Annotated in this window: 20 protein-coding genes; 3 read left to right on the top strand and 17 right to left on the bottom strand. The window is 72.2% G+C overall.

Translation table 11 applies throughout. The features are described 5' to 3' along the window. Window positions 1–4: 4 nt before the first annotated feature. Entirely contained in the window at window positions 5–1,645 is a 1,641-nt protein-coding gene (locus ACH34Q_RS31465; RefSeq protein ID WP_395986735.1) for an amidohydrolase family protein, read from the bottom strand. Window positions 1,646–1,733: 88 nt separating this feature from the next. Next, entirely contained in the window at window positions 1,734–2,903 is a 1,170-nt protein-coding gene (locus ACH34Q_RS31460; protein WP_395986734.1) for an aromatic ring-hydroxylating dioxygenase subunit alpha, read from the bottom strand. 301 nt (window positions 2,904–3,204) lie between these two features. Between ACH34Q_RS31460 and ACH34Q_RS31455 the strand changes: the two genes are divergently transcribed. Next, window positions 3,205–4,377 (top strand): amidohydrolase family protein, encoded by a 1,173-nt coding sequence (locus tag ACH34Q_RS31455; protein ID WP_395986733.1) that lies wholly within the window; start codon window positions 3,205–3,207, stop codon window positions 4,375–4,377. A gap of 43 nt (window positions 4,378–4,420) precedes the next feature. Here ACH34Q_RS31455 and ACH34Q_RS31450 read toward each other — a convergent pair whose 3' ends face one another. The 9 genes from ACH34Q_RS31450 to ACH34Q_RS31410 are packed head-to-tail and all read right to left on the bottom strand — an operon-like array spanning window position 4,421 to window position 13,357. Next, on the bottom strand, window positions 4,421–5,197 hold the full coding sequence (locus ACH34Q_RS31450; RefSeq protein ID WP_395986732.1) for a hypothetical protein: 777 nt from the start codon (window positions 5,195–5,197) through the stop codon (window positions 4,421–4,423). A 12-nt stretch (window positions 5,198–5,209) separates the two neighbouring features. Then, complete coding sequence (locus ACH34Q_RS31445; protein WP_395986731.1) at window positions 5,210–6,502, bottom strand: MCE family protein; 1,293 nt, start codon at window positions 6,500–6,502, stop codon at window positions 5,210–5,212. A gap of 10 nt (window positions 6,503–6,512) precedes the next feature. Further along, window positions 6,513–7,532 (bottom strand): MCE family protein, encoded by a 1,020-nt coding sequence (locus ACH34Q_RS31440; protein WP_395986730.1) that lies wholly within the window; start codon window positions 7,530–7,532, stop codon window positions 6,513–6,515. Continuing rightward, the gene (locus ACH34Q_RS31435; protein WP_395986729.1) at window positions 7,529–8,566 is read right to left on the bottom strand and encodes an MCE family protein; all 1,038 of its coding nucleotides are present in this window, start codon (window positions 8,564–8,566) and stop codon (window positions 7,529–7,531) included. The genes ACH34Q_RS31440 and ACH34Q_RS31435 overlap by 4 nt, the downstream gene beginning before the upstream one ends. Then, entirely contained in the window at window positions 8,563–9,597 is a 1,035-nt protein-coding gene (locus ACH34Q_RS31430; protein WP_395986728.1) for an MCE family protein, read from the bottom strand. The genes ACH34Q_RS31435 and ACH34Q_RS31430 overlap by 4 nt, the downstream gene beginning before the upstream one ends. After that, complete coding sequence (locus ACH34Q_RS31425; protein WP_395986727.1) at window positions 9,597–10,655, bottom strand: MCE family protein; 1,059 nt, start codon at window positions 10,653–10,655, stop codon at window positions 9,597–9,599. Before ACH34Q_RS31425 ends, ACH34Q_RS31430 begins: the two co-directional genes overlap by 1 nt. Before the next feature lies 1 nt (window position 10,656). Then, the gene (locus tag ACH34Q_RS31420; protein WP_395986726.1) at window positions 10,657–11,703 is read right to left on the bottom strand and encodes an MlaD family protein; all 1,047 of its coding nucleotides are present in this window, start codon (window positions 11,701–11,703) and stop codon (window positions 10,657–10,659) included. Then, window positions 11,700–12,563 carry an ABC transporter permease gene (locus ACH34Q_RS31415; protein ID WP_395986725.1) on the bottom strand — a complete coding sequence of 288 codons (864 nt, stop codon included), beginning with the start codon at window positions 12,561–12,563 and terminating at the stop codon, window positions 11,700–11,702. Before ACH34Q_RS31415 ends, ACH34Q_RS31420 begins: the two co-directional genes overlap by 4 nt. Further along, on the bottom strand, window positions 12,563–13,357 hold the full coding sequence (locus ACH34Q_RS31410) for an MlaE family ABC transporter permease (RefSeq protein ID WP_395986724.1): 795 nt from the start codon (window positions 13,355–13,357) through the stop codon (window positions 12,563–12,565). Before ACH34Q_RS31410 ends, ACH34Q_RS31415 begins: the two co-directional genes overlap by 1 nt. 894 nt (window positions 13,358–14,251) lie before the next feature. On the opposite strand from ACH34Q_RS31410, the gene ACH34Q_RS31405 reads away from it, so the two are divergent. After that, a complete protein-coding gene (locus ACH34Q_RS31405; protein ID WP_395986723.1) occupies window positions 14,252–15,832 on the top strand; it encodes a GMC oxidoreductase in 1,581 nt (526 codons plus the stop codon). A 40-nt stretch (window positions 15,833–15,872) separates the two neighbouring features. Here ACH34Q_RS31405 and ACH34Q_RS31400 read toward each other — a convergent pair whose 3' ends face one another. The 3 genes from ACH34Q_RS31400 to ACH34Q_RS31390 form a co-directional block, all read right to left on the bottom strand. Further along, a complete protein-coding gene (locus ACH34Q_RS31400) occupies window positions 15,873–16,634 on the bottom strand; it encodes a FadR/GntR family transcriptional regulator (protein ID WP_395986722.1) in 762 nt (253 codons plus the stop codon). A 26-nt stretch (window positions 16,635–16,660) separates the two neighbouring features. Further along, the gene (locus ACH34Q_RS31395; RefSeq protein ID WP_395986721.1) at window positions 16,661–17,857 is read right to left on the bottom strand and encodes an NAD(P)/FAD-dependent oxidoreductase; all 1,197 of its coding nucleotides are present in this window, start codon (window positions 17,855–17,857) and stop codon (window positions 16,661–16,663) included. Between the two features lie 129 nt (window positions 17,858–17,986). Next, entirely contained in the window at window positions 17,987–18,625 is a 639-nt protein-coding gene (locus tag ACH34Q_RS31390) for a TetR/AcrR family transcriptional regulator (protein WP_395986720.1), read from the bottom strand. 111 nt (window positions 18,626–18,736) lie between these two features. Between ACH34Q_RS31390 and ACH34Q_RS31385 the strand changes: the two genes are divergently transcribed. Continuing rightward, the gene (locus ACH34Q_RS31385; RefSeq protein ID WP_395986719.1) at window positions 18,737–20,053 is read left to right on the top strand and encodes a cytochrome P450; all 1,317 of its coding nucleotides are present in this window, start codon (window positions 18,737–18,739) and stop codon (window positions 20,051–20,053) included. Window positions 20,054–20,086: 33 nt separating this feature from the next. Here ACH34Q_RS31385 and ACH34Q_RS31380 read toward each other — a convergent pair whose 3' ends face one another. The 3 genes from ACH34Q_RS31380 to ACH34Q_RS31370 form a co-directional block, all read right to left on the bottom strand. Further along, window positions 20,087–20,932, bottom strand: a complete 846-nt coding sequence (locus ACH34Q_RS31380) for an acyl-CoA thioesterase domain-containing protein (RefSeq protein WP_395986718.1) — start codon at window positions 20,930–20,932, stop codon at window positions 20,087–20,089. A gap of 243 nt (window positions 20,933–21,175) precedes the next feature. Next, a complete protein-coding gene (locus tag ACH34Q_RS31375) occupies window positions 21,176–21,838 on the bottom strand; it encodes a response regulator (RefSeq protein ID WP_395986717.1) in 663 nt (220 codons plus the stop codon). 8 nt (window positions 21,839–21,846) lie between these two features. Continuing rightward, window positions 21,847–23,952 carry a histidine kinase gene (locus ACH34Q_RS31370; RefSeq protein ID WP_395986716.1) on the bottom strand — a complete coding sequence of 702 codons (2,106 nt, stop codon included), beginning with the start codon at window positions 23,950–23,952 and terminating at the stop codon, window positions 21,847–21,849. Window positions 23,953–24,150 lie beyond the last annotated feature (198 nt).

Genomic DNA, 24,150 nt, shown 5'->3' with positions numbered 1-24,150 from the left:
CGGGCTAACCGCGCAGGAGACGGCCCGCGGCGGCGCCGGCCAGGTCCTCGCCCGCGGTACGGGTCGCCACGCCGTTGACCCACATGTGCTCGACACCCCTGCTGCGCACGATCAGCCGGTCGGCGCCGCCGGGCTGGTCGTGGACGCGTTCGATCGGTGCCGTCCCGATCGTGTCCGGGTCGAAGGCCACCAGGTCGGCGAAGTACCCCTCCCGCACCAGGCCCCGCTCGGGAATCCGGAACGCCCGGGCGGGGTGGCCGCTGAGCCGCCAGACCGCGCTCTCCAGGCTGATGGCCTTGCGCTCGCGGACCCAGTACCCGAGCAGATGGGTGGAGTAGCAGGCGTCGCACAGCTGGCTGGCATGGGCGCCGGCGTCGGAGAGCCCCAGCAGCGTCCGCTCGTCGGCGAGCAGCTCACCGATCTCCTCGTCCCCGTCGTTCTCCAGGACGACCCGGAAACGGGTGGCCATGCCGTCGGCGAGGGCCAGGTCCAGCATCACGTCGAACGGGGTGCTCCCCCGGTCCTCGGCCAGCCGGTCCAGCGGGACGTTCACCACGTCCTGGTGCACGCCGGTCTCCTCGACCGCCACCTGCGCCCAGCGGTGGCTCCAGGCCTCCAGGGTGGCCGGCCGGGCGCGGTCGCGCCAGGCGGCGTCCCGGTAGAGGGCGGCCCGCTCCTCGCGGGGACGCGCGAGCACGTCCTTCCACTCGTCGATCGCGCCGAGCGGGGCGGGGTCGGACATGCTGATCTGCATCACGATCGGACGGCACGCGATCTGCGGGTACACCTCGCCGGGCAGCCCGGCGCCGCGCTCGACCGTGCGCAGCGCGGCGCCCGGCTTGGCCGAGCGCGTCACCAGCGCCGTCCAGGTGACCGGGATCCGGTGGCGTACCGCCAGCTCGGAGAACTGGTCGACGAACAGGCCCGGCCCGATGGAGACCTGCAGGATCCCCCGGCCGGCCTCGCCGAGCACCGCCGCCATCGCGTCGACCTCGTCCACCTCGGCGAACCGGCTCGGCACGGGACGGCCGAACGCGCCTTGGTGCGCCGGCTGCCGGGAGGTGGAGAACCCGATCGCCCCAGCGCCGATCGCCTCGCGCAGCAGCGCGCCCATGTGCCCGACCTCGGCCGGGGTCGCGGCCCGCTCCTCCCCGTCCAGGACGAACAGGCGCAGCGGCGTGTGCCCGATGAAGGCGCCGACGTTGAGCCGCTTGCGGCGCGCCTCGATCGCGGACAGGTACTGCGGGAACGTCTCGAAGCACCAGTCGATCCCGGCGTCGAGCGCCTCCATCGACATGCCCTCGACGTTCTCCAGGGTGCGGACGATCGTCTCGCGGTGCTCCGGCCGGGTGGGGGCGACCCCGAAGCCGCAGTTCCCCATGATCACGCTGGTCACCCCGTGCCAGGACGAGGGGGTCAGGTCGCCGTCCCAGAAGATCTGGGCGTCGTAGTGCGTGTGGATGTCGATGAACCCGGGCGCGAGCGCCAGTCCGTCCAGGTCCACCACGCGGGTGGGGCGGTCCGGGACGAGCTCGCCGGGAACGCCGACCGCGGTGATGCGGTCCCCGGTCACCGCGACGTCCGCGGCGCGGCCCGGGCCGCCGGTGCCGTCGATCAGCCAGGCCCGGCGCAGCAGCAGATCCATCGATCCTCCGACCCGTCGTCCATCGGATTCGTCACCGGACGCTAAAGTAGCAAACACTCACTTATTTAGCGAGGGTGGCCGAGCCGCTTCACCCGGCGGAGCCGCGACGCTCCGCCGCTTCGAGAGCGGCGGCGAACCCGCGGTGCAGATGCTGGGGCGCCGGCTCGTTGCGCCCGAAGACGACCGTGTCGAGCAGGCCGGTCCGGACGCCGGGCTCGGTCCGTGCCGCGACCCAGAAGTCCTCGCCGTCGACCACGGTCTCGCAGATCCACGGGGCCATCTCCTCGGCCTTCGCCAGTTCCTCCGCGCTCAGGCCGGGCCTGAAGTAGGAGGTGTGGACGACCTCGGAGGAGGTCGCGTCGATCGGGAGGATCTGCCACAGCTCGGCGTGCCGGCTGTCGAGGGTGAGGCTGGTGTTGGGGAACAGCGCGTACTGGTAGCTGAAGTGCTGCGCCACGTCCCTCCACTCCTCTTCGGGACGCTCGCGCAGCCGGTCGATGGAGCGCAGCGCCGAGCAGTTGCGCAGGTGCGGCCCGAAGGGGTCGAACGTCAGCACCCCGCCGTAGGCGTAGGTCGCGAGCGTCCGCCGGTGCAGGTAGTTGAAGTGGTAATTCTCCCGGAAGGTGTCGAGCGTGACCTTCCAGTTGGCCGCGACGGGATGAACGTGCGGCTCGCCGTGCGGTCTCCAGCCGGCGAACTCCAGCATGGCCAGCTCGTCCGCCAGCGCGGGCCCGAGGTAGGCGTCGACGTCCACGGCGGGACCGGGACGCAGGCGGCCGACGATCAGCCCGTACCCCTCGGCGACCGGCAGTTCCACCAGTCCCTTCCGTTCGACGCGCATCCCCTCGAAGGCGTCCGGTACGGGCACGCGGACCAGGTCGCCGCCGAGGTCATAGGTCCAGGCGTGGAAGGGGCAGGTGAACTTCCCGGCCTCGCCCGCCCCGTCGGCGACGCGCACGCCCCGGTGGCGGCAGGCGTTGGCGAACGAGCGCACTCGTCCGCCCGCGTCCCTGGTCAGCAGGATCGGCGTCCCGCACAGGTCGACGGTGCGGAAGGTCCCGGGCCCGGGCAGCGCGCCCGACAGGCACAGGACCAGGGGCTGGTCGCGGAACAGCACCTCGACCTCCCGCTCGTGGTGGGCCCCCGAGTAGACGTCGGTCGGCAGCTCCATCACGGCATCGGCCAGGTCGGTCGTGCGGTTCTCGATGTGGTCCAGCAAGCGGCGCGCGAGTCCGCGTTCCAGGGCTTCCCTGTCCACGGTGTTCCTCCTCGAGGCTCCACAGGCGACGGCGAGGGCCACGACCACCCACCCGGACCTTAAACAGTAATCACTCACTCCGCAATCCACCCCGGACTCACCTCGTTGACTCGTGGCGTGTTCGCCTCGACGGGCGAGGCCAGAGGCGACACGCCACGAGTCGACCGACGTGGGCGGGCACTTGTGGGGTTGACAGAGTGAATGCTTGCTTTTTAATGGGAGTGACGTGTGAGCAAGGACCTGCAACAGGTACCTCGTCCGGGACCGCCGACGGTCGCGGGACGCGGGGAAATGAGGGCAGATGGTGAAGCTGGCCGACGAGGTGCGGGTCATCGACGCGGATACCCATCTCACCGAACGTCACGACCTCTTCGCGACGCGCGCGCCCAAGGGGTACGAGGAGCGCCTCCCCCGGGTGGTGGACATCGGCGGCGAGGCCTGGTGGGTCGTGGAGAACGGCGCCAAGATCGGCCCGGCCCGGGGCGGGGGCGTGGTCAGCCGGTCCGGGGAGAAGTTCCCGTTCGAGGAGAGCAAGCACAACGGCATCGACTGGGTGCACCAGGCGGCCTGGGACCATGAGGCGCGGCTGGAGTACATGGACCAGACCGGCTTCTACGCGCAGGTGCTCTACCCGAACGCTCTGGGCATCGGCGGTCAGGGCATCTCCAGCAACGTCCAGGACCCGGTGCTGCGCCGGATGACCGTCGAGATCTTCAACGACTACCTGGCCGAGCTGCAGGACTGGTCCAAGCACCGGCTGCTGCCCATGGCGGTGATGCCGGCATGGAGCGTCCAGGAGTGCGTCCGGGAGGCCGAGCGCGCGGCGGCGGCCGGCTTCCGCGGCGTGAACATGACCTCGGACCCGCAGGACACCGGCGCGCCCGACCTGGCGCACCGCGACTGGGACGCGTTCTGGGAGGTGTGCGCCGACCTCCAACTCCCGGTGCACTTCCACATCGGGGCCAGCCTGACCTCGCTGAACTTCTACGGGAAGTACTTCTGGCCGTCCCTGCACCAGAATCTCAAGCCCGCGGTCGGCGGGGGGATGCTGTTCCTCAACAACGCCCGGGTCGTGGTCAACAGCATCTACGCCGGCATCTTCGACCGGCACCCGAACCTGAAGATGGTCTCGGTCGAGAGCGGCATGGGCTGGATCCCGTTCATGATGGAGACCGCGGACTACGAGATCCTGGAGAACGCCCCCCGGCAGGCCGCCGAGCTGTCCCGCAAGCCGTCGGAGTACTTCAAGGACCACTGGTACGCCACGTTCTGGTTCGAGGAGAACGGCGGCGACCTGCAGGGCCTGATCGACAAGGTCGGCGAGGACAACGTCATGTTCGAGACCGACTTCCCGCATCCCACGTGCCTCTACCCCGACCCGCTGTCGGCGGTGGAGGAACGGATGTCGGCGCTGCGGCCGGAGACCCGCCGCAAGGTCCTCGGCGAGACGGCCGCCGGGCTCTACCGGGTCTGACACCACGGACACCCCGCTCCCCCGTTCTCCCTGCCGGTCCCGCTCAGGGGGTGGGGCCAGGGGACGGGGCCGGTGCGCCGGAACCGCCGTCGGAGGGGCGGGGCGATGCGGGGGTGCCGTCGGGTTTGGTCTGGGTCTCGTCGTCGGCTTCCAGGGAGGTCATGGCGCTCACCCGCCACTGCCCCTTCTCCCGGATCAGCTCCAGCAGCAGCTTGGTGCCCAGCACCCGGCGCGTGCCCGCCGTGCTGCGCACCTCCGAGTCCAGGACGACCAGGGCCTTGGCGCGGTCGCCGTCGATCTCGTTGACGTAGGTGTCGCGGACGGTCGCGGTGGCGTCGGCCTTGTACTTGCCGATCACGTCGGCGAGCCCGGTGAAGGCGGCCTCGTAGCTCTTGCCGAAGTCGGTGGACGCGAGGCGCTGGATCCGGGCGCGTGAGCTGTTCAGGTCGGTGTGCTCGTAGGCGAGCAGCGCCCGTCCGAACTCGGCGGCGCGGCCCCGGACCTGCTGCTCGGTCGCGGCGTCCTCGGTGAGCCGGTCTGCCTCGCGCCACTGCAGCACCGCCGTGGCGGTGACCGCCGCGAGCACGAGCAGCACCAGGGCCGTGGCCATCCTGTCCCGCCGTCCGGTGAGGGCGACGGGCACCTTCGGCTTCGGTCTGGCCTTCGGCTTCGCCTCGGGCTCGGGCTCGGGCTCGGGCTCGGGCTCGGGCTCGGGCTCCCGCTCCGGCTCGGGCTCGGGCTCGTCCTGCTCTGCCTCAAGCTCCCCGGGCTCCTCGGGTTCGGCCTTCTCGGCCCTGGTCCCGTCGGTCTGGGCTGTCATGGCGGCCTCCGTTCAGCTGATCCGCCGGTTGCGGCGGACGGTGGCGCCCAGCCGGTAGACGGCGTAGGCGAGGACGAGCGCGGCGGCGGACACGAGGACCATCGGCGGCCACCGCGACCACACCGAGGCCGCGGGCCGGGCCTCGGCGCCGCGCGGGTCCGCCGTGACGAACGGGCCGTGCGCCGCGCCGGGCTTCGTGCCCTGGGTGCCGGGGGACGCCGTGGCGGCCGGCAGGTTCCGGGCCGGCCGGCCGTCACTCGCGCATTCGAAGAGCGGGGGCAGAACCGGGGCGGGTGTGGGCTGCGGGTACTTCTGGGCGGCCGGCGCGGCTCCGGGCAGGCTGATCACGGGCTTGATGCGGATGAAGTTCCCCTGGGGCGTCTTCCTCGTGATCGAGTCGGCGAACGGCACGAGCCCCGAGTTCCCCGCGCCGAGGACTTCCAGCGCGTGCCTGAGCTTGGCGGTCGTGGCCGGGGTGAACACCGGCGGTGCCGGGGCGCCCAGGGCGTACAGGGTGCAGCGCATTCCGAGGCGCGAGTCGTCGAGCAGCCCGTTCACCTGGTCGACCAGTCCCGGGCCGTGGTTCAGGATGCCGTCGATGTCCTTCCTGGAGTCCCGGAGTGCGGCGGTGAAGGCGGCGAGGTCGTTGACACCGGAGCCGAGTTGCGGGCCGGAGGCGGCGAGCGTCCCGGTGAGCCGGGTGAGCTGGACGGCGAGGCTGTCCAGGGTGGTGGCGTCGGCGGCGAGGGTGCCGGTGAGCTGGTGGGCGTCGCCGATGAGGTCGCGCAGGGTGGTGCCGCGTCCCTCCAGCCCGTTGCCCAGTTCGCGGGTCAGCGTCCCGGTGTCCTTCGGGGAGATCGCGCGGACCAGTGGCCCGGCGCTGTCGAAGACGCGCTTGTACTCGACGGTCACCGAGGTGCGGGACAGCGGGATGTGGTCGCCGGCGCGAAGCGGCCGTCCGCCGAGGCCGGTGGGCGGGGACAGCTCGACGTACGGTTCGCCGATGGCGGACTTGCGCAGGACGGCGGCGCGGGCGTCGGCGGGCACGGTGGTGCCCTTGTCGAGCTTGAGCTGAACGGCGACGCGGCCGGGACGCAGCCGGATGTCCCCGACGCTGCCGACCCGTACCCCCAGGTAGGCGACCTCCAGGTCGCGGCGCAGGCCGGGCGAGGAGCTGAAGTCGGCGGTCACGGTGACCGGGCGGCGCAGGGTGTCGATGCTGACGAGGCTGGTCAGCGCCCAGATCACCAGGGTCATCCCGAGCGCGGCGAAGAAGGCGAGGTTGGTGAGGACGCGTGTGTTCATGGTGGCCCTCTCACCTCGGCCCGGGGGCCAGCAGGCGGGTCAGGTCGCGGATGGGGTCGGAGCGGGCCGGACGCTGCTCGCCGGGGCCGGGAAGCATCCCGAGCAACCAGACGTGGGCGATGCCCTGACCGTCGTAGCTGAGCGACGGGTGGTTGATGAAGTTCTTGTCGAGCGCGGTGGTGAGCGCCTTGAGCTGGTCCTTGCCGCGCGTCATGGCGGTGAGGATCTGGTCGAGGCGCTGCAGCAGGGCTCGCAGCCGGGGCGCGTGCCGTTCCTGAACGGTCTTGTTGAAGGACGTGCCGAGGCGCGTCAGTTCCCGGACCGCGGACTTCAGTTCGGAACGGTCCTTGCGGACGCGCTCGGTGGCCTGGGAGACCGTGTCCGGCAGCCGTTCCAGGTCGCTGGAGCCGCGTTCCAGGGAACGGCCCAGGCGCGCCATGCCGTCCACGACCCTGACCAGATCGTCGGCGGCCGCGGCGTAGCTGCCCGACAGCTCGGTGGCCTGCTTGATGATCTGGTTGAGCCGGCTGCGCCCGCCGCCGCTGGCGGTGGCCAGCGAGGTGACGATCGCGTTGATGTCCTGGCCGCCCGCGGCGGCCAGGATCGGGCCGATCTTCTCGGTGACCGACTCCAGGTCCGGCCGCAGGGAGGTGCGGGTGATCGTCGCGTTCTGGGCCAGGAACGGGCCGGCGCTGAGCGAGGCGCCCTTGGGCGCCGTCAGCCGGACGTAGTTCTCGCCCAGCAGCGAGGTCTTGGCGATCGCGGCCGTGGTCCCGGCCGGGACCCGGCGGCCGTCGGCGATGGACAGGGCGACCCGGACCCGGTAGCCCTGCAACCGCACGCCGACGACGCTGCCGATGCGCACGTCGGAAAGCTGCACGCTGTGCCCAGCGACCAGGTTCTGCACGTCGTCGAAGACCGCGTACAGGGTGTGGTCGCCCTTGGGGGCACCGATCGTCTGGACCGAGCAGCCGGTGCAGGCGGCGGCCAGGACGGCCGCGGCGATCGTCCTCCTCAGCATGGCCTTCATGGCCTCCCCCGTTCGAGGGTCCGCTGGCAGCCGTCGTTCGCCTTCCGGTCCAGGCAGGGCACCGAGCCCCAGCCCATGGCGTCGAAGATGGGCTCCAGCCAGGTGCGGATCGTGTTGTCGAGCGAGATGCGGACGGTGATGCTGCCGGTCTTCCGGTCCCAGGCGCTCCACACCTCGTCGATCGAGTCGGCCAGCCGGCCGATGCCCTGGGCGAGCGAGGCGCTGTTGGCCTTGAGCGTCATGACCAGCTCGGACGCCTCGGTCAGGGTCGCCGGCAGTTTCTCCCGGTAGACCGAGACCAGCGTGCCGCCCTGCCGGATCAGCGCCTCCAGGGTGCCGAGGAACGTCTTCAGCCGGCCGCGCTCGTCCGACAGCGCCCGTCCGGCCACCGACAGGTTGCCGATCAGGGCGGTGAGCTTCTCGTCACGCCGGTTGACCGAGGTGGCCAGCCGGTTGAGATCGCGGGCCAGGCCGGCGAGCTTCTGGTCCTGCGCGGCGAGGTTGCCGGCCAGCGTGCCGGTGGACTGCAGCGCCCGGTTGACGTCGTCGCCGCGCCCGTCGACCGCGCGCGCCCCGCCCGCGAGCGCCTCCTGGAGCGCCGCCGGGTCGATGGACTCGGCCAGGTTCGCGAACGCGGTCAGCGCCTCGTCGATCTCCACCGGAAGATCGGTGCGCTCCTGCGGGACGACCATCCCGGACGGGGCGCGCGGCAAGCCCTGGCGCCAGGCGGGGTGCAGCACGACGCTGCGCTCGCCGATGGTGCTGGCCGCGACGATCGTCGCCCGCGCGTCCCGGGCGATCGGCACGTCCTCCCTGATCCGCAGGTCCACCCGGACGCGGCGTTCCTCCACCCGGATGCGCTCGATGCCGCCGACGTCCGCCCCCATCACCTTGACCCGGGACTTCTCGTACAGAGCGGGCGTCTTGGCGAAGTAGACCGTCATCGGGTAGGTGCCGTCGCCGGGCAGGACGGCGCAGCCGCCGGCGGACGCGGTCAGCAGGACCGTGGCGAGGACGAGCGGCAAGCGGATCATGGAGCGGTCCGTCCCTGCTTGAGGAGGCGGGCCAGTTCCTGAACGTCCCGGGCCGCCAGCGGGCCGATCTGGCTGAAGACCGCGTTCATGAAGGGCCCGCCGGCGCCGGCGGACGCGAAGTCGTTGGTCACCGGGCCCATCCAGGCGAGGGTCTCGTTGATCTCGTCGATCTGCGGTTCGAGGGTCCGCATGGTGCCGCCCAGGTCGTTGATGATGGCGACGAGCTCGCTCTGCTTGGTGGAGATGAGCCGGGACAGGGCGCGCACGGTGCCGTCGCCGCTGCCCAGCAGCACGCTGAGCTCGGCCTGCCGCTGCCGGAGCTGGTCGAGCAGGACGGTGGCGTTGCGGGCCAGCTGGGACAGCTGCCGGTCCTTGGCGTTGACCAGCCGCACGAGCTTGTCCCCGTTGGTCAGCAGCGCCTGGATCTGCGGGTCGCTGTCGTTGATCGTGTCGGCCAGCGTGGTCAGGTTCTCCAGCGCGCCGCCGAGCCGGCCGCGGCCCTGCCGGGAGATGCCCCGCACCTGGTCGAGCACCTTGGAGATGGCCTTGGCGTCGATCCGCGACACCATGGTGCTCCCGGAGTTGAGCACGTCGTTGACGGTGGTGGGGATGGCGGTGCGTTCCAGCGGGATGGTCCGGCGGCGCTCGGGCACCCGGCTCATGTACGGCTCTCCGACGGGGCCGCTCAGCCGCAGGAAGTGGCCGCCGAGGACGTTGGACATCCGGACCTCGGCGCGGGTGCCGGGGCCGAGGTCGACCTTCCGGTCCACCTTCCAGGTGATCCTCACGTTGCCGCGCCGGAAGTCCGGCTCCACCGCGCTGACCTTCCCGACCCGTACGCCGGCGACCTGCACGTCGTTGCCCGAGCGCAGCCCGCCGGTACCGACGAAGATCCCGGTCATGGTGTAGCGGTCGGTCAGCAGGCCGAGCGTTCCGGTGAGGAAGGACGTGGTGATCCCCACGGCCAGGACGGTGATCGACGCGGCCCCGACGAAGAGCGGATTGAAGTCGCGGAACGACCTGATCGCCATCAGTTCCCTCCCTGCGGCAGGCCGGGCAGGATGTCCTCGGCCGATCCCGGCTCGCGCTCGTTCGACGGGAACCTCGCCACCCGGGTCCGGTACGGGCAGGGACCGGTCGCCAGCGTCAGGCAGGGCGCCGCTCCGACGAAGTACTGGCCCTCGTTGACCAGGTCGAACAGCCGCGACATCTTCGGCCCCGTGCCCTTCAGCACCGGGCCCAGCATGGTCAGGTTGCGGCTGGTGCCGCCCATCACCGCCGAGAGCCGCTGGACGACCTCTTCCAGCTCCCGCGCGTTGCCGGCGAGGACCTTGTCGGTGCTGCGGACCATCGCCGCCAGCTGCACCAGGGCCTGGTCGATCAGCCCGCGGTTGTCGACGAACGCGTCGGAGAGGGTGACCAGGTTGTCGGTCATCTGCGCGATCTGCTCGTCGCGCCGGCCGAGGACCTCGCTGACGGCGGCGAAGTCGCGCAGGGCCTGCTGGAGTGTGTGCCGGCGGGCCGCGATGGTGGACGACAGCCGGTCGATGTTGGCGACCAGCTGCCCGACGTTCCCCTCGTTGCCCTCCAGCGCCTGGTAGACGGACCCCATCAGCTGGTTGATCTGCTCGGGGTCGAGGGTGCGGGTCAGCGGGGCGAGCTGGTTGATGAGCTCGCCGAGGTCGGCCACCGACCGGGTACGGGTGATCCGGTCGCCGTCCTTCAGCATCCCCGGCGCGGTGCCGGGGAGGAGGTAGACCATGCGCTGCCCGATGGGGTTGCGCCAGCGGATCGCGGCCTCGCTGTCGGACGGCAGCCGGTGCCGGTCCCGGACCGACAGCGTCACCTCCGCGCGGCCCTTCCGGACCTCGATGCCGTCGACCTGCCCCACCGGGGCGCCCCCGATCTTCACGCGGTCCCCCTCCATCAGCCCGCTGACGTCGTCGAAGGCGGCGACGACCCGGTAGGAGTCGGAGGTGTCGATCCGGGCGATCTGCATGGCGATGAAGCCGGTCAGGGTGATCGTGGCGGTCAGGAACGCAAGCAGCCGTACCAGCACCGGCCAGGCGTTGTCGGGACGGGACGCCATCTCACGGCCCTCCCGTGACCGGGGCCGGGAACGCCGGCCCGGCCGCCCCGCCGGCGCACAGGCCGATCAGCAGTTCGCAGACGCCGCCGGGCAGCTGGATGGTGGCGGCCAGCATCTGCTTGCCGTGCGGGGCGTCCGGCCAGCCCACCGACGGGTACACCGGCAGGGCCCCGATGCTCTGCCGGACGGCGGGGCCCGCCACACCCAGCTGTGCGAACAGCATGGCGGCGACCCGTTCGGCGGAGTGGACTCCCTCGGTCAGCCGTCCGCCGTGGTGGTCCAGTCCGCTCGCGAGCGTCCCGGTCATCCGTCCGGTGCCGCCCGCGAGCCGCCGCAGGCGGTCCTGCCCGGACGCTGCGGCGACCACGACGGCGTTGGTGTCCCCGACCAGACCCGTCAGGGAATCGCCGACACCGGGCACCTGCGCCAGCTGCGCCAGGTCCGCGGTGAACCTGCGGGCCCGTTCGCGGTGCCGATGCCCGATCGCCACGATCGTCTCGGCGTCGCCGATGAGGCCGTTCAGCTCTTCGCCCTGGCCGCCGAGCCCCTGCGCGAGGGTGCCGACGATGATCGCGACGTCCCGCGGGTCGATCGCGGCCAGCGTCCGGTCCGCGCTGGTCAGCATGTCGTCCAGGTCCTCCGACCCGTTGGTCGCGGTGATGTGGGCACGATCGGCCAGGTACGGGCCGGCGGTCTCGCCCGCCCCGGGGTCGAGGTTGATGAACTTGGGCCCGAACACCGACTCCGGCTCCAGCGAAGCGCGCGCGGACGAGGGCACCCGTACGCCCTCGTCGATCCGCAGCGTCAGCCGGACCCGGCCGTCGGACAGCAGGCCCATCGCATCGACCCGGCCCACCCGCATCCCGCGGATCTTGACCGGCGAGGTGGTGGACAGCCCCTGCTGCGCGTGGTCGAAGTCGGCGGTCAGCCGGGTGCCCTCCGGCGCCCACGGTTTGGTGATCAAGGTCCACACCAGCGCCGCCAGCACCACCAGCGTGGTCAGCGAGACGGTCAGGCGCCAGGGCAGCGAGTTCCAGCGATCGGTCATCCGGCCAGCCTCACCGTTCCGCCCTGTCCCCAGAACACGTAGGACAGCAGCAGGTTGAGGGTCACGATCACGATGATCGACAGCCGGATCGCGCGGCCCGCGGCCTGGCCGACGCCGGCCGGGCCGCCGGTGGCGTGGTAGCCGTAGTAGCAGTGGATCGAGATCACCGCGAAGGCGAACACCCCGACCTTGATGGCGCTGTAGATCAGGTCGATCGGCGGCAGGTACAGGTGGAAGTAGTAGTCGTACACACCCGGTGCCAGATCGAAGAACTGCGTGCTGATGAAGCGGGTGGCGAAGAAGCTGGCGAACAGCGCGATCAGGTACAGCGGCACCAGCGCGATCAGCGCCGCGACCACCCGCGTGCAGATGAGGTAGACGAACGAGTGGATGCCCATCACCTCCAGGGCGTCGATCTCCTCGGAGATCCGCATCGCGCCCAGCTCGGCGGTGAAGGACGAGCCGCACTGCGCGGCCAGCGCCACCGCCGCGATCACCGGGGTGGTCTCGCGGACGTTGATGAACGCCCCCATCAGGCCCATGAAGGACTCCGCGCCGATCACCTGCAGCCCGGTGTAGACCTGCAGCCCGATCTCGGTGCCCAGGAACAGCGACATCGTGAAGATCACGAAGATCATGCCGCCGCCGACGACCGTGGCGCCCACCCCGACGACGATGTTGCTGACCTGCAGGCCCACCGTCTTGGCGTACTTGAACCGGAAGAGGATGTCGCGCACGGAGTAGAAAAGCACCGCTCCGATGAACCGGGGCCACACCGACAGCCCGGCCACCCGCTCCGCGCCCTCGGCCGAGGCGCGGGCCGCTCCCAGGGCCGCCTTGCGCGGCGCGTTGGTGAGCATCACATCATCTTCGGCGGGAAGGCGACGAAGTACACCGTCGTGATCACGTAGTTGAACGCGAAGACCAGCATGAACGCGATGACGGTGCCCCGGTTGACCGCGCGGCCCACCCCGGCCGGGCTGCGTTCGCAGTTCATCCCCATGTAGCAGGCCACCAGCGCCGCGATCAGCCCGAACAGCCAGCACTTGCCGAGCGTGACGAACAGGTCCGAGACCCGCAGCAGGTCGACGGCGCCGTCGAAGTAGGCCCCCGGCGTCACGCCCTGGAGCAGCACGTTGAAGACGAAGCCGCCGACGGCTCCGGACAGGATGACCAGGGACGCCAGCATCGTCGAGATCAGGCTCGCCGCCCACATCCGGGGCGTGACCAGCCGGTGCACCGGGTTCACCGCCATCACCTCCATCGCCGACAGCTCGTCCCGGATGTTGCGGGCACCCATGTCGGAGGTCATGGCCGAGCCGCCGGCCCCCGCGATGATCAGCGCCGAGGCCAGCGGCGCCACCTCGCGCACCAGGCCCACGATCACCGCGCCGCCGGTCGCCGACTGCGCGCCGAGCTGGCCGGCCAGGTCGCCGACCTGGAGCGCCACCGTCGCGCCCAGCGGCACCGCCACCAGCAGCGCCGGGAGCGTGGTGACCCGGGCCAGGAACCAGGACTGCTCCAGGAACTCCCAGAACCAGTCGCGGACGTCCCATGTGCGGCGCAGCGCCTCCAGTCCGACGGCGAACATCTCGCCCGTCGTGGCGAGGCCGCCGACCGCGCGGCCCGCCACACCGGTCGGCACGGCGCTCATGGCCACCGCCCGCAGCCGCGGAACGACGACGTGGACGCAAGAGCCTGGCTCACTTCGTGCCTCCGGGGCGGCCTGGTGGGCCGGGGCGCCTTCCGGCGCCGGCCCCGATGGAGGGTGGGCTCCTCGGCCCATGCCCACTTATCGCGTGGCCGTCCCCTTCCGACCGGACGACCACAAGATAAGTGAGCACATACTATGCACGCTAGGGCGCACCGGTACCATCGCGCAACGCATGTCACAACTCGGCATCGAAGGCCTGGTCGCACCGGAGGACGCTCTGCCGTGTCGCGTTCCTGCCGTCTCCTGCCGTGCCGGCGAACCCCTGCTCGGCACCGGAGCGGCGAGCTCGGGCACGGCGTCGACGGGCGCCTGCCGACCCACAAAACCCCAGTTCATCGAGGTGTACGGGCACCGATCGGGGGTGGAGTCGAGGGTCATCAGGCACACCTCACAACGGGAGAATCACGTTTCTATTGACTCAGAATCCAATTCTCGCCCGCCGGATGCGGCCCTGTCCACCCCGCCGCCGTACCGGGACTGGACGCATCCAGTCCGGATTTAGTGAGTGAACGTTTGCTATGGACTATCCCGCGATCCGGTGCGGAGCGTGGGCACAAGATGACACCGCGCTGCGATCGCCCGGTCGGCGACAAGGTCGCGGCCATGTGGACCGGTCATCAGGGTCGGCGATTCTTGATAGCCGTTCGGCTACCGAGTAGCTAGCCGAACGGCTAGACAGGCGGCGCAGCGGGCGCTAGCCTCGTGCACTACTCGGCAGTAACCAACCCCTTACCCCGCCCCGGTGCCACGTGCCCGGCAGCGGTGCGAAGCGCCGCGCCCGGCCTACCGCCACCGCCTTCCCACCGCGACCGCCTCCCGAGCGATTGGATCGCCATGTCCGAGATCAGCCGTCGTTCCCTGCTCGCCGGTGCCACGGCGACCGCGGGGCTCACCCTGCTCGGGGAGCCCGGCGCCCGGGCGAGCACGCGCAAGCGGGTGCCGGTGACCCGCGAGGAGCATCGCCTGGTGATCGTCGGCTCGGGATTCGGCGGCGGCGTGGCGGCCCTGCGATTCGCGCAGGCCGGGGTGCCGTCGCTGGTCCTGGAGCGCGGACTCTGGTGGCGCACCGGACCGAACGCCGAAACGTTCCCGCACGCCACCAGCCCCGACAAGCGGGTGATGTGGATGGGGCTGGACCCGGAACTCTTCGGGATCCCGATGCCGGTCCACGACCCGTACACCGGTCTCCTGGAGCTGGTGAAGGGCGACGGGATGAACATCATGTGCGCCGCGGGCGTCGGCGGCGGCTCGCTGGTGTACCAGGGCATGACCCTCCAGCCCACCCGGGAGCTGTTCGACGCCACCATGCCCCAACGGCTCGACTACACCCGGATGAACCGCGTGCACTACCCGCGAGTGGCGCGCATGCTCAAACTCCAGACCGCGCCGGACGACCTCATCGCCAGCAAGCCCTACCTGCCCTCGCGCATCTTCGCCCGCAACACCGAACGCGCCGGCTACCAGGTCTCCAAGATCCCGATGCCGATCGACTGGTCCTACGCGCAGCGCGAGCTCGACGGCGAGATGAAGCCCTCGTACACCAACGGCGACTGCGCCCTGGGCGTCAACAACGGCGGCAAGCACTCGGTCGACGTCACCTACATCGCCGCAGCCCAGGCCACCGGCCTGGTGACCGTCGCCACCCAACACAACGTCACCGACGTGGCCATGACCGCCGGCGGCCGCTGGCAGATCCACGTCGACCGCATCGGTACCGACGGAACCGTACTGGAAAAGAAGATCATCACTACCCGGGCACTGGTCATGGCGGCCGGAACCGCCAACACCACCCGGCTGCTGATGCGCGCCGAAGCCAAGGACCAGATCCCCGACATGCCGGACGGCCTGGGCACCAACTGGGGTACCAACGGCGACCGCATCTACACCTGGACCAACTTCGCCGACGACTTCGGCGCCCCGCAGGGCGGCCCCGTCGTCTACGGCAGCAAGGAATGGGACGACCCCGCCACCGCCAACACCGTCATCCAGGCGTCCCTCCCGCCCCTGCCCAACGTCCGCTCCACCATGCTCGTCGGCTACGGCGTCAGCGAAGGACGCGGCCACTTCGTCTACGACTCCCGCAAGGACGACGTCCGGCTGCGCTGGCCCAAGAACGGCGACGCCACGCTGTACCGGCGGCTCCAGGAACGCGCCAGCAAGATCACCGGCTCGTCCTCCCTCCTGCTGGACACCAACGCCGTGGTCCCCTCCACCTGGCACCCCCTCGGCGGAGCCTCGATGGGGATCGTCTGCGATCTCGCCGGCCGCGTCCTCGGGCACCGCGGCCTCTACGTCCTGGACGGCGCGCTGATGCCGGGCACCACGGCGGCCTGCAACCCCTCCATGACCATCGCCGCCATCGCCGAACGAGCGACCGACGAGCTCGTCGCCCACGACGTCGGAAAGGTCTTCTGACACCGGGCGACGGACCCGGCGGCCGTGGCCGGGGCGCCGGTCAGCCGTCCCGGACGAGCAGATCGACCACCCGCGACGCCTCCTGGCCGAGCAGCATCCGGCCGACGCCGGCCATGTGATCCCGCCAGTGCTGCTCGGCGGCGGGGTCCCCCGCCTCCAGCAGCTCCAGCAGCCGGAGCTGGGAGCGCAGGCCGCGCCGCCGCGTCGCCGGCGATCCGGCCACGTCGTCGATGTCGCTGACCGACATGACCGACCGGACGACGATCTCGTCGAGCATCTCGATGACGATCGCCGGCGTCCGGTTGCCGCCCAGGGACACGAGCCGCTCGTGGAAGCGGGCGTTGGCGATGACGAAGCGCTCCGGCTCCTCGATCGCCTCCTCCTGCACGCCGATCGGCGCGCGCAACTCGGCGATGGCGGTGCGGCGGTGCCGCCGGGCGGCGATGGCTCGCGCGGCGAGCGGTTCGAGCAGCGACCGGGCCTCGAAGGCGTCGGCGAGCGACACGTTGCGGGCGCGCAGCACCAGCGAACCGGTGCGCGCCGTCATCCGCTGGTCGGGCCGGTGCGCGATGACACCGCCGCGCACTCCGCGCAGCACGGAGATCAGGCCGTCCGCCTCCAGGATGCGCAGCGCCTCGCGCAGCGACGGCCGCGACACCCCGAACCGCTCGACCAGCTCGGGTTCGCGGCCGAGCGAGTCCCCCTCGCCGAGCTCGCCCGACGCGATCAGGGTGCGCAACTCGTCCGCGATCAGATGCGGCTTCTCCCGCGGCCGAGCGCTGTCGCGCCTGTCCTCTGCCACGCGTCCTTCCGTACCGGCCCCGGGCCTTACCCGATGGTAGCGAGCACCTTCGCACGCGGCGCGCCGGCGGCGACGAGCGCCCGGTAGCGGACGAAGCGTGCGGGGGCGCCGAAGGAGACGACGCCGGCCAGCGCGCCACCGGCGAGGTAGCCGACCACCGTGCCCTGGACGGGGCCGCCGGCGAGACCGGTGCCGTGCAGCGGGACCAGCTCGTCGGCGGTGTCGGTCCGCCCGATCACCTGCAGCTTGAGGCCGAACTGGTCGGACCACACGTACGGCGGCCCGGCCACCGGCGGCTCGGTGCCGAGGATGTCGCAGGCGGCCCGCGCGGCCCGGTCGGTGGTCAGGGTCCAGTGCTCGCCGCCTTGGTGGGCGCCGGCCGCCGGATCCCACCAGGCGGCCGCGTCCCCGACCGCCCAGACTCCGGCCATGCCGACGACCCGGCCGCGCTGGTCGCACGCCAGCCGGTCGTTCACCCGCACCCCGGCGCCGTCGAGCCAGCTCAGGTCCGGGACGGCGCCGACGCCCGCCAGGACGAGGTCGGCGGACAGCACCGTCCCGCCGGCCAGCTCGAGCGTACGGCCGTCGAGCAGCCGGCCGATCCGGGTCCCGCAGCGCAGGTCGGCGCCCGCGTCGGTGAACAGCCGGGCCGCGAGGGCGCCGACCTCCCGTCCCAGCAGCCGCTCGCACGGCACCTCCAGCGTCTCCAGCACGGTGACCTGGACGCCCATGCCGAGCGCGGCGCAGGTGACCTCCGCGCCGATGAACCCGGCGCCGACGACGATCAGCGAGCGGGCGGTGCCGAGGGCCCGCCGCAGCGCCAGGGCGTCGTCGAGAGTGCGCAGGGTGGCCACCCCGTCCGGCTGGTGCGGCAGCCGGCGCGCGACCAGTCCGGTGGCGATGACCACCGCGTCGCCGGTGACCGTTCCGCCGTCGTCCAGCTCGACACCGGTGCCGCGCAGCGCGATGGCGCGGGTGCCCAGGCGGGCCGTGACGCCGAGCTCGGCCAGGCCCCGCCGGTCGCGCAGCACGACCCGGTCCGGCTCCCACTCGCCCGACAGCAGCTGCTTGGACAGCGGGGGACGGTCGTAGGGGGCGTGGTCCTCGCCGCCGACGAGAGTGATCCGGCCTGCGAAACCGTCCGCGCGGAGCCGCTCGATCGTGCGCAGGCCGCCGAGCCCGGCGCCGACGACCACGATGTGCTCGGGTGCGCTGCCGGTCACGTGCCGGTCCAGGCTGACGATGTGCTTACCGCGCTCGGTGTCATCGACGGAGGCCTTCCCCGCCGGGCACCCCTCGCTGGACGAGGCGAACGCCCTGCATCGGTTGGAACACGGCCGAACCTCGTCCCCTCATGAGGGCCCGGAGGCGGTCCTCGGGTCGGCGGTGGCCGCTCGGGCCAGGGCCGCGTCGACGGCGGGCGCCAGCCAGCGCCGCAGGAAGGAGCGCAGCTCCGCCGGGGTACGGGCCGGATCGCCCGGATCGAGCAGCAGGGACTGCATGATCCGGAGCGTCCATTCGATCAGCTCGTCGCGCTGCTCGGGGCCGAGCCCGCTCGCGTCCCAGTCCACCGCGCTCCGGTCCAGCAGGGACCGGCCGATGGCCCGGGCGGTGTCGGACGTGACGCCCTGCAGCAGGGTGCCGCCGGCCTCCAGCAGCAGCCGCAGGTACGGCTCCCGCGGGACCTCCTGGATCGTGTACGCGAGGGCCTCGACCAGCGCCTCACCGGGGTCGCTGACGGTGCGGAGCCGGCCCGACACCCGGGCCAGGAAGGCGCGCGTGCCGTCCATGGCGACGGCGGTCAGCAGCGCGCCCGTGCTCGGGAAGTAGCGGTAGACGGTCTGCCGGGTGACCCCGAGGGCCGCCGCGACGTGCGAGATGGTCGTGGCGCCGCCGAGGTCCGCCACGCAGCGGTGCGCGGCCGCCTTGATCCGGGCGATCGCCTCGTCGTCACTGGCGGGAGGGTCCCCTCCCCATCCGTGTGTCCGCACGCAGCCAAGGTAGCCGCGGATCTTGACAGGACACAAATTCAGATGTGTATGGTCACGCTACCGGCGGCCGCCCGCGCAGCAGGGCGGCCCGGACAGTGCGGAGCCCCGCCCATGGGACATGACACCCAGGAAGTCCAGCAGCCGCAGACCGTTCCCCAAGGAGCCGCCCGGGTGGCGGACCTCTGCGACGCCGATCTGTCCGATCCCCGCACCTACACGGCGGGGCCACCGCACGCCGCGTTCGACCTCCTCCGGGCGCGGGCCCCGGTCGCCTGGCAGGACGAGCGGCCCGTCGCGAACCGCGCGAGCGAGGCGTCCAGCGGGCTGCCCGCCCCGCCCTCCCCCGGCTTCTGGGCGGTGACGAGCCACCGGATCGTGCACGAGATGTCGCGCCGCCCGGACCTGTACTCGAACCATCTGGGCGGCGTCCAGATGTTCACCGCCGACGCGCTCACGCTGAGCGGGCTGCGGCTGATGATGCTGTTCATGGACCCGCCGGAGCACTCCCGGCTCCGCAAGATCGTCTCACCGGCGTTCGCGCCGCGCGCGATGGCGACGCTGCGCGCGGACATCGCGCGCCGGGCCCGCGAGATCGTCGGCGGCCTGGCCGGCGCCGGATCGGTGGACTTCGTCGAGACGGTCGCCAAGGAGCTGCCGACCCGCGTGCTGGCCGATCTGCTCGGCATGCCGGCCGCGGACCGCGATCTGATCGTCCGCTGGACCGACGGGATGATCGGCTTCGAGGACGCCGAGCTGGCCGGGGACCCGGCGGCGGCGGTGGCGATGTTCGGCGAGGCCATGGCGTACGGCCGGCAGGTGGCGGCGGACCGCAGGGCCCGCCCCACCGGCGACATCATGTCCGCGATCGCCAACGCCGAGGTGGAGGGCGAGCGGCTCACCGACGACGAGTTCTGCATGTTCTGGATCCTGCTGGTCATCGCCGGCAACGAGACCACCCGCAACTCCCTGTCCGGCGCGGTCCTCGCGCTCCAGGAGCACGGCCTGTGGGACGGGCTCGCCCGCGAGCCGGGACGCCTGGCGACCGGCACCGACGAGCTGGTCCGGTACGTCTCCCCGGTCATGCAGTTCCGCCGCACGGCGACCCGGGACCACGAGCTCGGCGGCCAGCGCGTCCGCGCCGGCGACAAGATCGTCATGTGGTACGGCGCCGCGAACCGGGACCCGGCGGTGTTCGGCGCCCCGCACGCGCTGGACCTGTCCCGCGATCCGAACCCCCATCTGGCGTTCGGTACCGGCCCGCACTTCTGCCTCGGGTCCCGGCTGGCCAAGCTGGAGATCTCCCTCATGCTCACCGAGCTGCTCACCCGGTATCCGCGGCTGCGCCTGGACGGCGAGCCCGCCCGCATCACCTCCAGCTTCATCGCCGGCATCGCGCACCTGCCGGTCGCGCTGGGAGCGGCGCCATGAGCCCCGGGATGGGACGATCACGGGCGGCCGGGGTCAGGTGGTGCGTGCTCGCGCTTCGACCACCAGCGCCTGCGCCGACTGTCCGAGGCGTCCCGCGGAGTCGTAGAGGCCGGCGGTGCTGAGGCCGCAGCCGATGGGCTGGACGACGCCGGTACTCACCAGGCCGACCCAGGGGCCGACCGGCTCGCGGGAGACGTGCAGGGTCAGTTCGGCGTTCATGAAGCTCCACTCCTCGAACGGCAGCCGCGCGTTCGTGGCGGTGGACCCGTAGTCCGCCGCCGCCGCGAGCCGGGCGATGGCCGGGGTGGGCTCGCCGGCGATGACGGGCATCAGGAGGCTGACCCACAGTCCGATGGAGCCCTCGCCGACGTCCGGCGACTTCAGCTGCCGCACCCGGACCGCGCTGGCGTCGAAGCACTCCCAGCCGACGGCTTCGCGAGCACCTGGCGTGGGCCGGCTCAGATCCGGCACCTGGACGCCGGCGAACGGGTCCGGGTGGTCGGTCACGCCGTCGGGCAGATCGAGCTCGGCCCGGCGTACGGCCAGGCAGTGGGCGCGCGCCACCGGCACGTCCGCCGCCAGCAACGTGATCACCTGGCGCAGCACGCGCCGTCCGCCCTCCGGCCGCGTCACCGACAGCTCCAGCGGGGCGGCGGGCACCGGGGCGAGCAGGTCGATGGTGACGCGCGCCGGTGTCCACCCCGGCACGTCGATGGCCCCGGCCAGCAGCGCCGCGACGGCGCCGCCGTGCAGCGCGTCCGGACGCCACGGCCCGCGGGCGTGATCGGACGGTATGACGCGGGAACCATCCCGCTCGAACAGGGCGGCACCTTCCCCGGCGCCATCGGACGTCTCAGCCGCACTGCTCTCGATGGTCACGGGGCCACCCGAGGAGCAGCGGTGGCCGCCGTCACCCGCACGCTCACGGCGCCGCCGCATTCCCGGACGCGGCGGTGCGTCGCGTCCTTGATCCTGGCGATCGCTTCTCGGTCGCCGGCGGGAGAAGTCCCGCCCCATCCGTGGGTCCGCACCGAGCCAACGTAGCGCCGGCCATTGACCAGACACAAGACAGCATGTGTATGGTCGCGGGCCGATGCGCCGCACTCTCCTTAACGCCCGAGGTCAGTTGCCCAGGCCCGCCTCACGGGCGCGGAGGATGGCCTGGGTACGGTCGGCGACCTGGAGCTTGCCGAAAATGTTGGAGACGTTGTTGCGGACGGTCTTGGGTGACAGGACGAGCCGTTCGGCGATCTGGCGGTTGGCGAGGCCGGCGGCGATGAGGTCCAGGACCTCCCGTTCCCTGGCGGTGAGTTCGGGGAACGGGTTCCGGTCGGCCGGGGCGGCCGTGGCGAGCTGGGCGAAGTAGGCGGCCACGCGGGCGGCCAAGGCCGGGCCGAAGATCAGTTCCCCGTTGGACACGGCGGTGATGGCCCGGAGGATCTGTGCCTGGTCGGCACCCTTGACCAGGTAGCCGCGGGCGCCGGCGAGCATGGCGGCCAGGATGCTCTCGTCGTCCTCGTGCATGGTGAGGGCGAGCACGGCGATGTCGGGATGGGCGGCGGTGATCCGGCGGGTCGCCTCGATGCCGCCGAGCTTGGGCATCTGGAGGTCCATGACGATCACCTGCGGGCGGAGGCGCCGGGCCATCTCGACGGCGTCGATGCCGTCGGCGGCGGTGCCGACCACCTCCACGGCGCCGGTGGAGGTCAGCATCAACGACAGCCCGTCGCGGTAGACGGGGTGGTCGTCGGCCAGCAGCACGCGCTGCCGGTCCGTCGCTGTCATCGGGCTCCTTACCGTTCGGTCGTCGAGAGGGACGGTTCGTGGGGGACGGGGGCGCTGTAGGGGATCACCGCGCGCACCCGCGTCCCGCCATGCGCGCGGGGCGTGATCTCGCAGCGTCCACCGAGCTCTTCGGCCCGTTCCCGCATGGCGATCAGGCCGACCCCGACCAGGGCTCCCGGGGCGACGCCGCGGCCGTCGTCGGTGACCTCGATCTCCAGGGTCCCGGCCGTGACCGACAGGCGGACGGTGCAGCGTCCGGCGCCGGCGTGCCGGGAGACGTTGGCGAGGGCCTCCCCGACGATGCGGTACCCGGCGACCTCGACCGCCGCGGGCAGTGCCGCCATCGCCTCCGCCTGGACCGCCCCGGCGTCCGGATCGACCTCGAGCGTCACGACCAGGCCCGGTCCGCTGAATCGTCCGGCCTGCCGCCGCACGGCACCGATCAGGCCGAACTGGTCGAGCGCGGGGGGACGCAGGTCGTGCACCAAGCGCCGCACGTCGGACAGGACGGCCGCCAGGTCACCGCGGATGTCCGCCAGTGTGCCGTCGGCGGCCGCGGGATCGCTGTGCGCGAGGTTGCGGGCGGCCTCGATCTTCAGGGCGGCGGCGGCCAGGACCGGGCCGAGGCCGTCGTGCATGTCCCGGCTCAGCCGCCTGCGTTCCTCGGCGACGCTGGTGACCAACTGCTCGCGGCTGCGCTGCAGTTCCTCGCTCAGCCCGGTCGCGCGGACGGCGGCGGCCGCCTGCCTGACCACGTCGGCGAGCAGCCGCTGGTCGGCGTCCGACAGCGGCGTCCCGGTGCGCGGCACCAGGGCCAGCCTGCCGATCGGGACCCCCCGGTAGGCGAACGGCAGCGCCACCGCGTCCGGACGGGCGGCGCCGTGCTCGACCACGACGGTACGCCCGTCGGCACGGTCCATCTCGACCCGCACGTAGGGCGACCGGAAGGCCGTCCCCACCGTCCGCGCCACCTCCGTCAGCAGATCGTCGGAGCCCGTCGACTCCTCCAGGCGACGGGCCAGCGCCGACACCACGTCGTACGGCTCGCCCCGGCCGGTCAGCAGCCGGCGGACGCCGCGCTGCAGGCGGGTCCGCAACGGCGCGTACAGGACGGCCACCACGCCCGCGCCGATGACGGCGGCGAGCGGTTCGTCGATCAGCGTCCCCGCCGTCACGAAGACCGCGACGTCGATCCCGATCACGGCCGCCGCGAGCCCGCCGTACAGCAGGGTGCCGCCGAGCAGCAGGTCCACCTCGTACAGCCGGTAGCGCGACACCGCCACCAGCACGGCCACGGCCACCGCCACGAACCCGGCGACGAAGACGACGTCGTTCACCCAGCTCCGCGACGTGACCAGCGGGACGCCCATGAGCGCGAGGTTCAGCAACGCGGCCAGGAGCATCCACCGCAGCTGCGCGCGGCGCTCCGGGCCGGCTCCGAAGAACCGGCGGACGAACGCGGCGACCGGTATGAACAGGCTGGCGGCGATGAGCGGCGCCATCAGGGCGAGCGCGGCGTTCCACACCGCGTCCGGCAAGGGGGGCGTCGTGGGGTCCAGTCCGGGCAGGCCGTCCGGCGCGATTCCGGAGCCGAAGATCCGCCAGGGGATGGTCAGGCTGATCACCACCGCCAGCCCGGTCGCGACCAGGGAGATCGCCGCGGGCCACCGCCAGCGTTCGGAGGGAAGCCGCCCGTCCGGGAAGAACAGCAGGATCAGCGGAACGATCAGGTTCAGCGCGGGACCCGTCCGGGCTCCCACATAGGCGGCGGCCTCGGTGAACGGCAGCGTGCCCTGGTGTTCCAGCAGCGACAGTGAGGCGTACGCGGCGGCCACGCCATTGGCGCAGGCCACGGCACCGCTCCCCAGCAGCATCCACGTCATCACATGGCGCGGCAGGCGGGTGGCCAGCACGGCGCCCGCCAGCGCCAGCGCCAGCCCGGGCACCGACGAGGACCACGCGGCCCAGTCCAGCGGGGCCGGGCGGCGGGCGTCGCCGATGAGCACCTCGAACCAGGCACCCGCCGCGGTGCCCACGGCGACCACGGCCGCCAAGGCCATCGCCGGCCAGGCCGGCCGAGGGCCGCGGTGTGCGGTGGGGAGCGCGATTCTCACGCGCACACGGTCGCACGGACGGTGTCCCCCCTTCCCGAGACCACCGTCCCTGACCGGCCAGGATGGTGTCCCGTTCGAGCGGGACACCGTCTCGCGATCCGGCGGGCGTTTCCGGGACGTCCCGCAAGCCACCGTCTCTGGTGGCCCGGGACGCCTCGGCGGGAGCGTGGTCGCACCGCGCCGCACCAGGCGGCGTGC

It is taken from the genome of Actinomadura sp. 9N407 (assembly GCF_044326315.1).
Lineage (GTDB): Bacteria > Actinomycetota > Actinomycetes > Streptosporangiales > Streptosporangiaceae > Spirillospora.
This window is presented reverse-complemented; position numbering and strand designations above follow the sequence as displayed.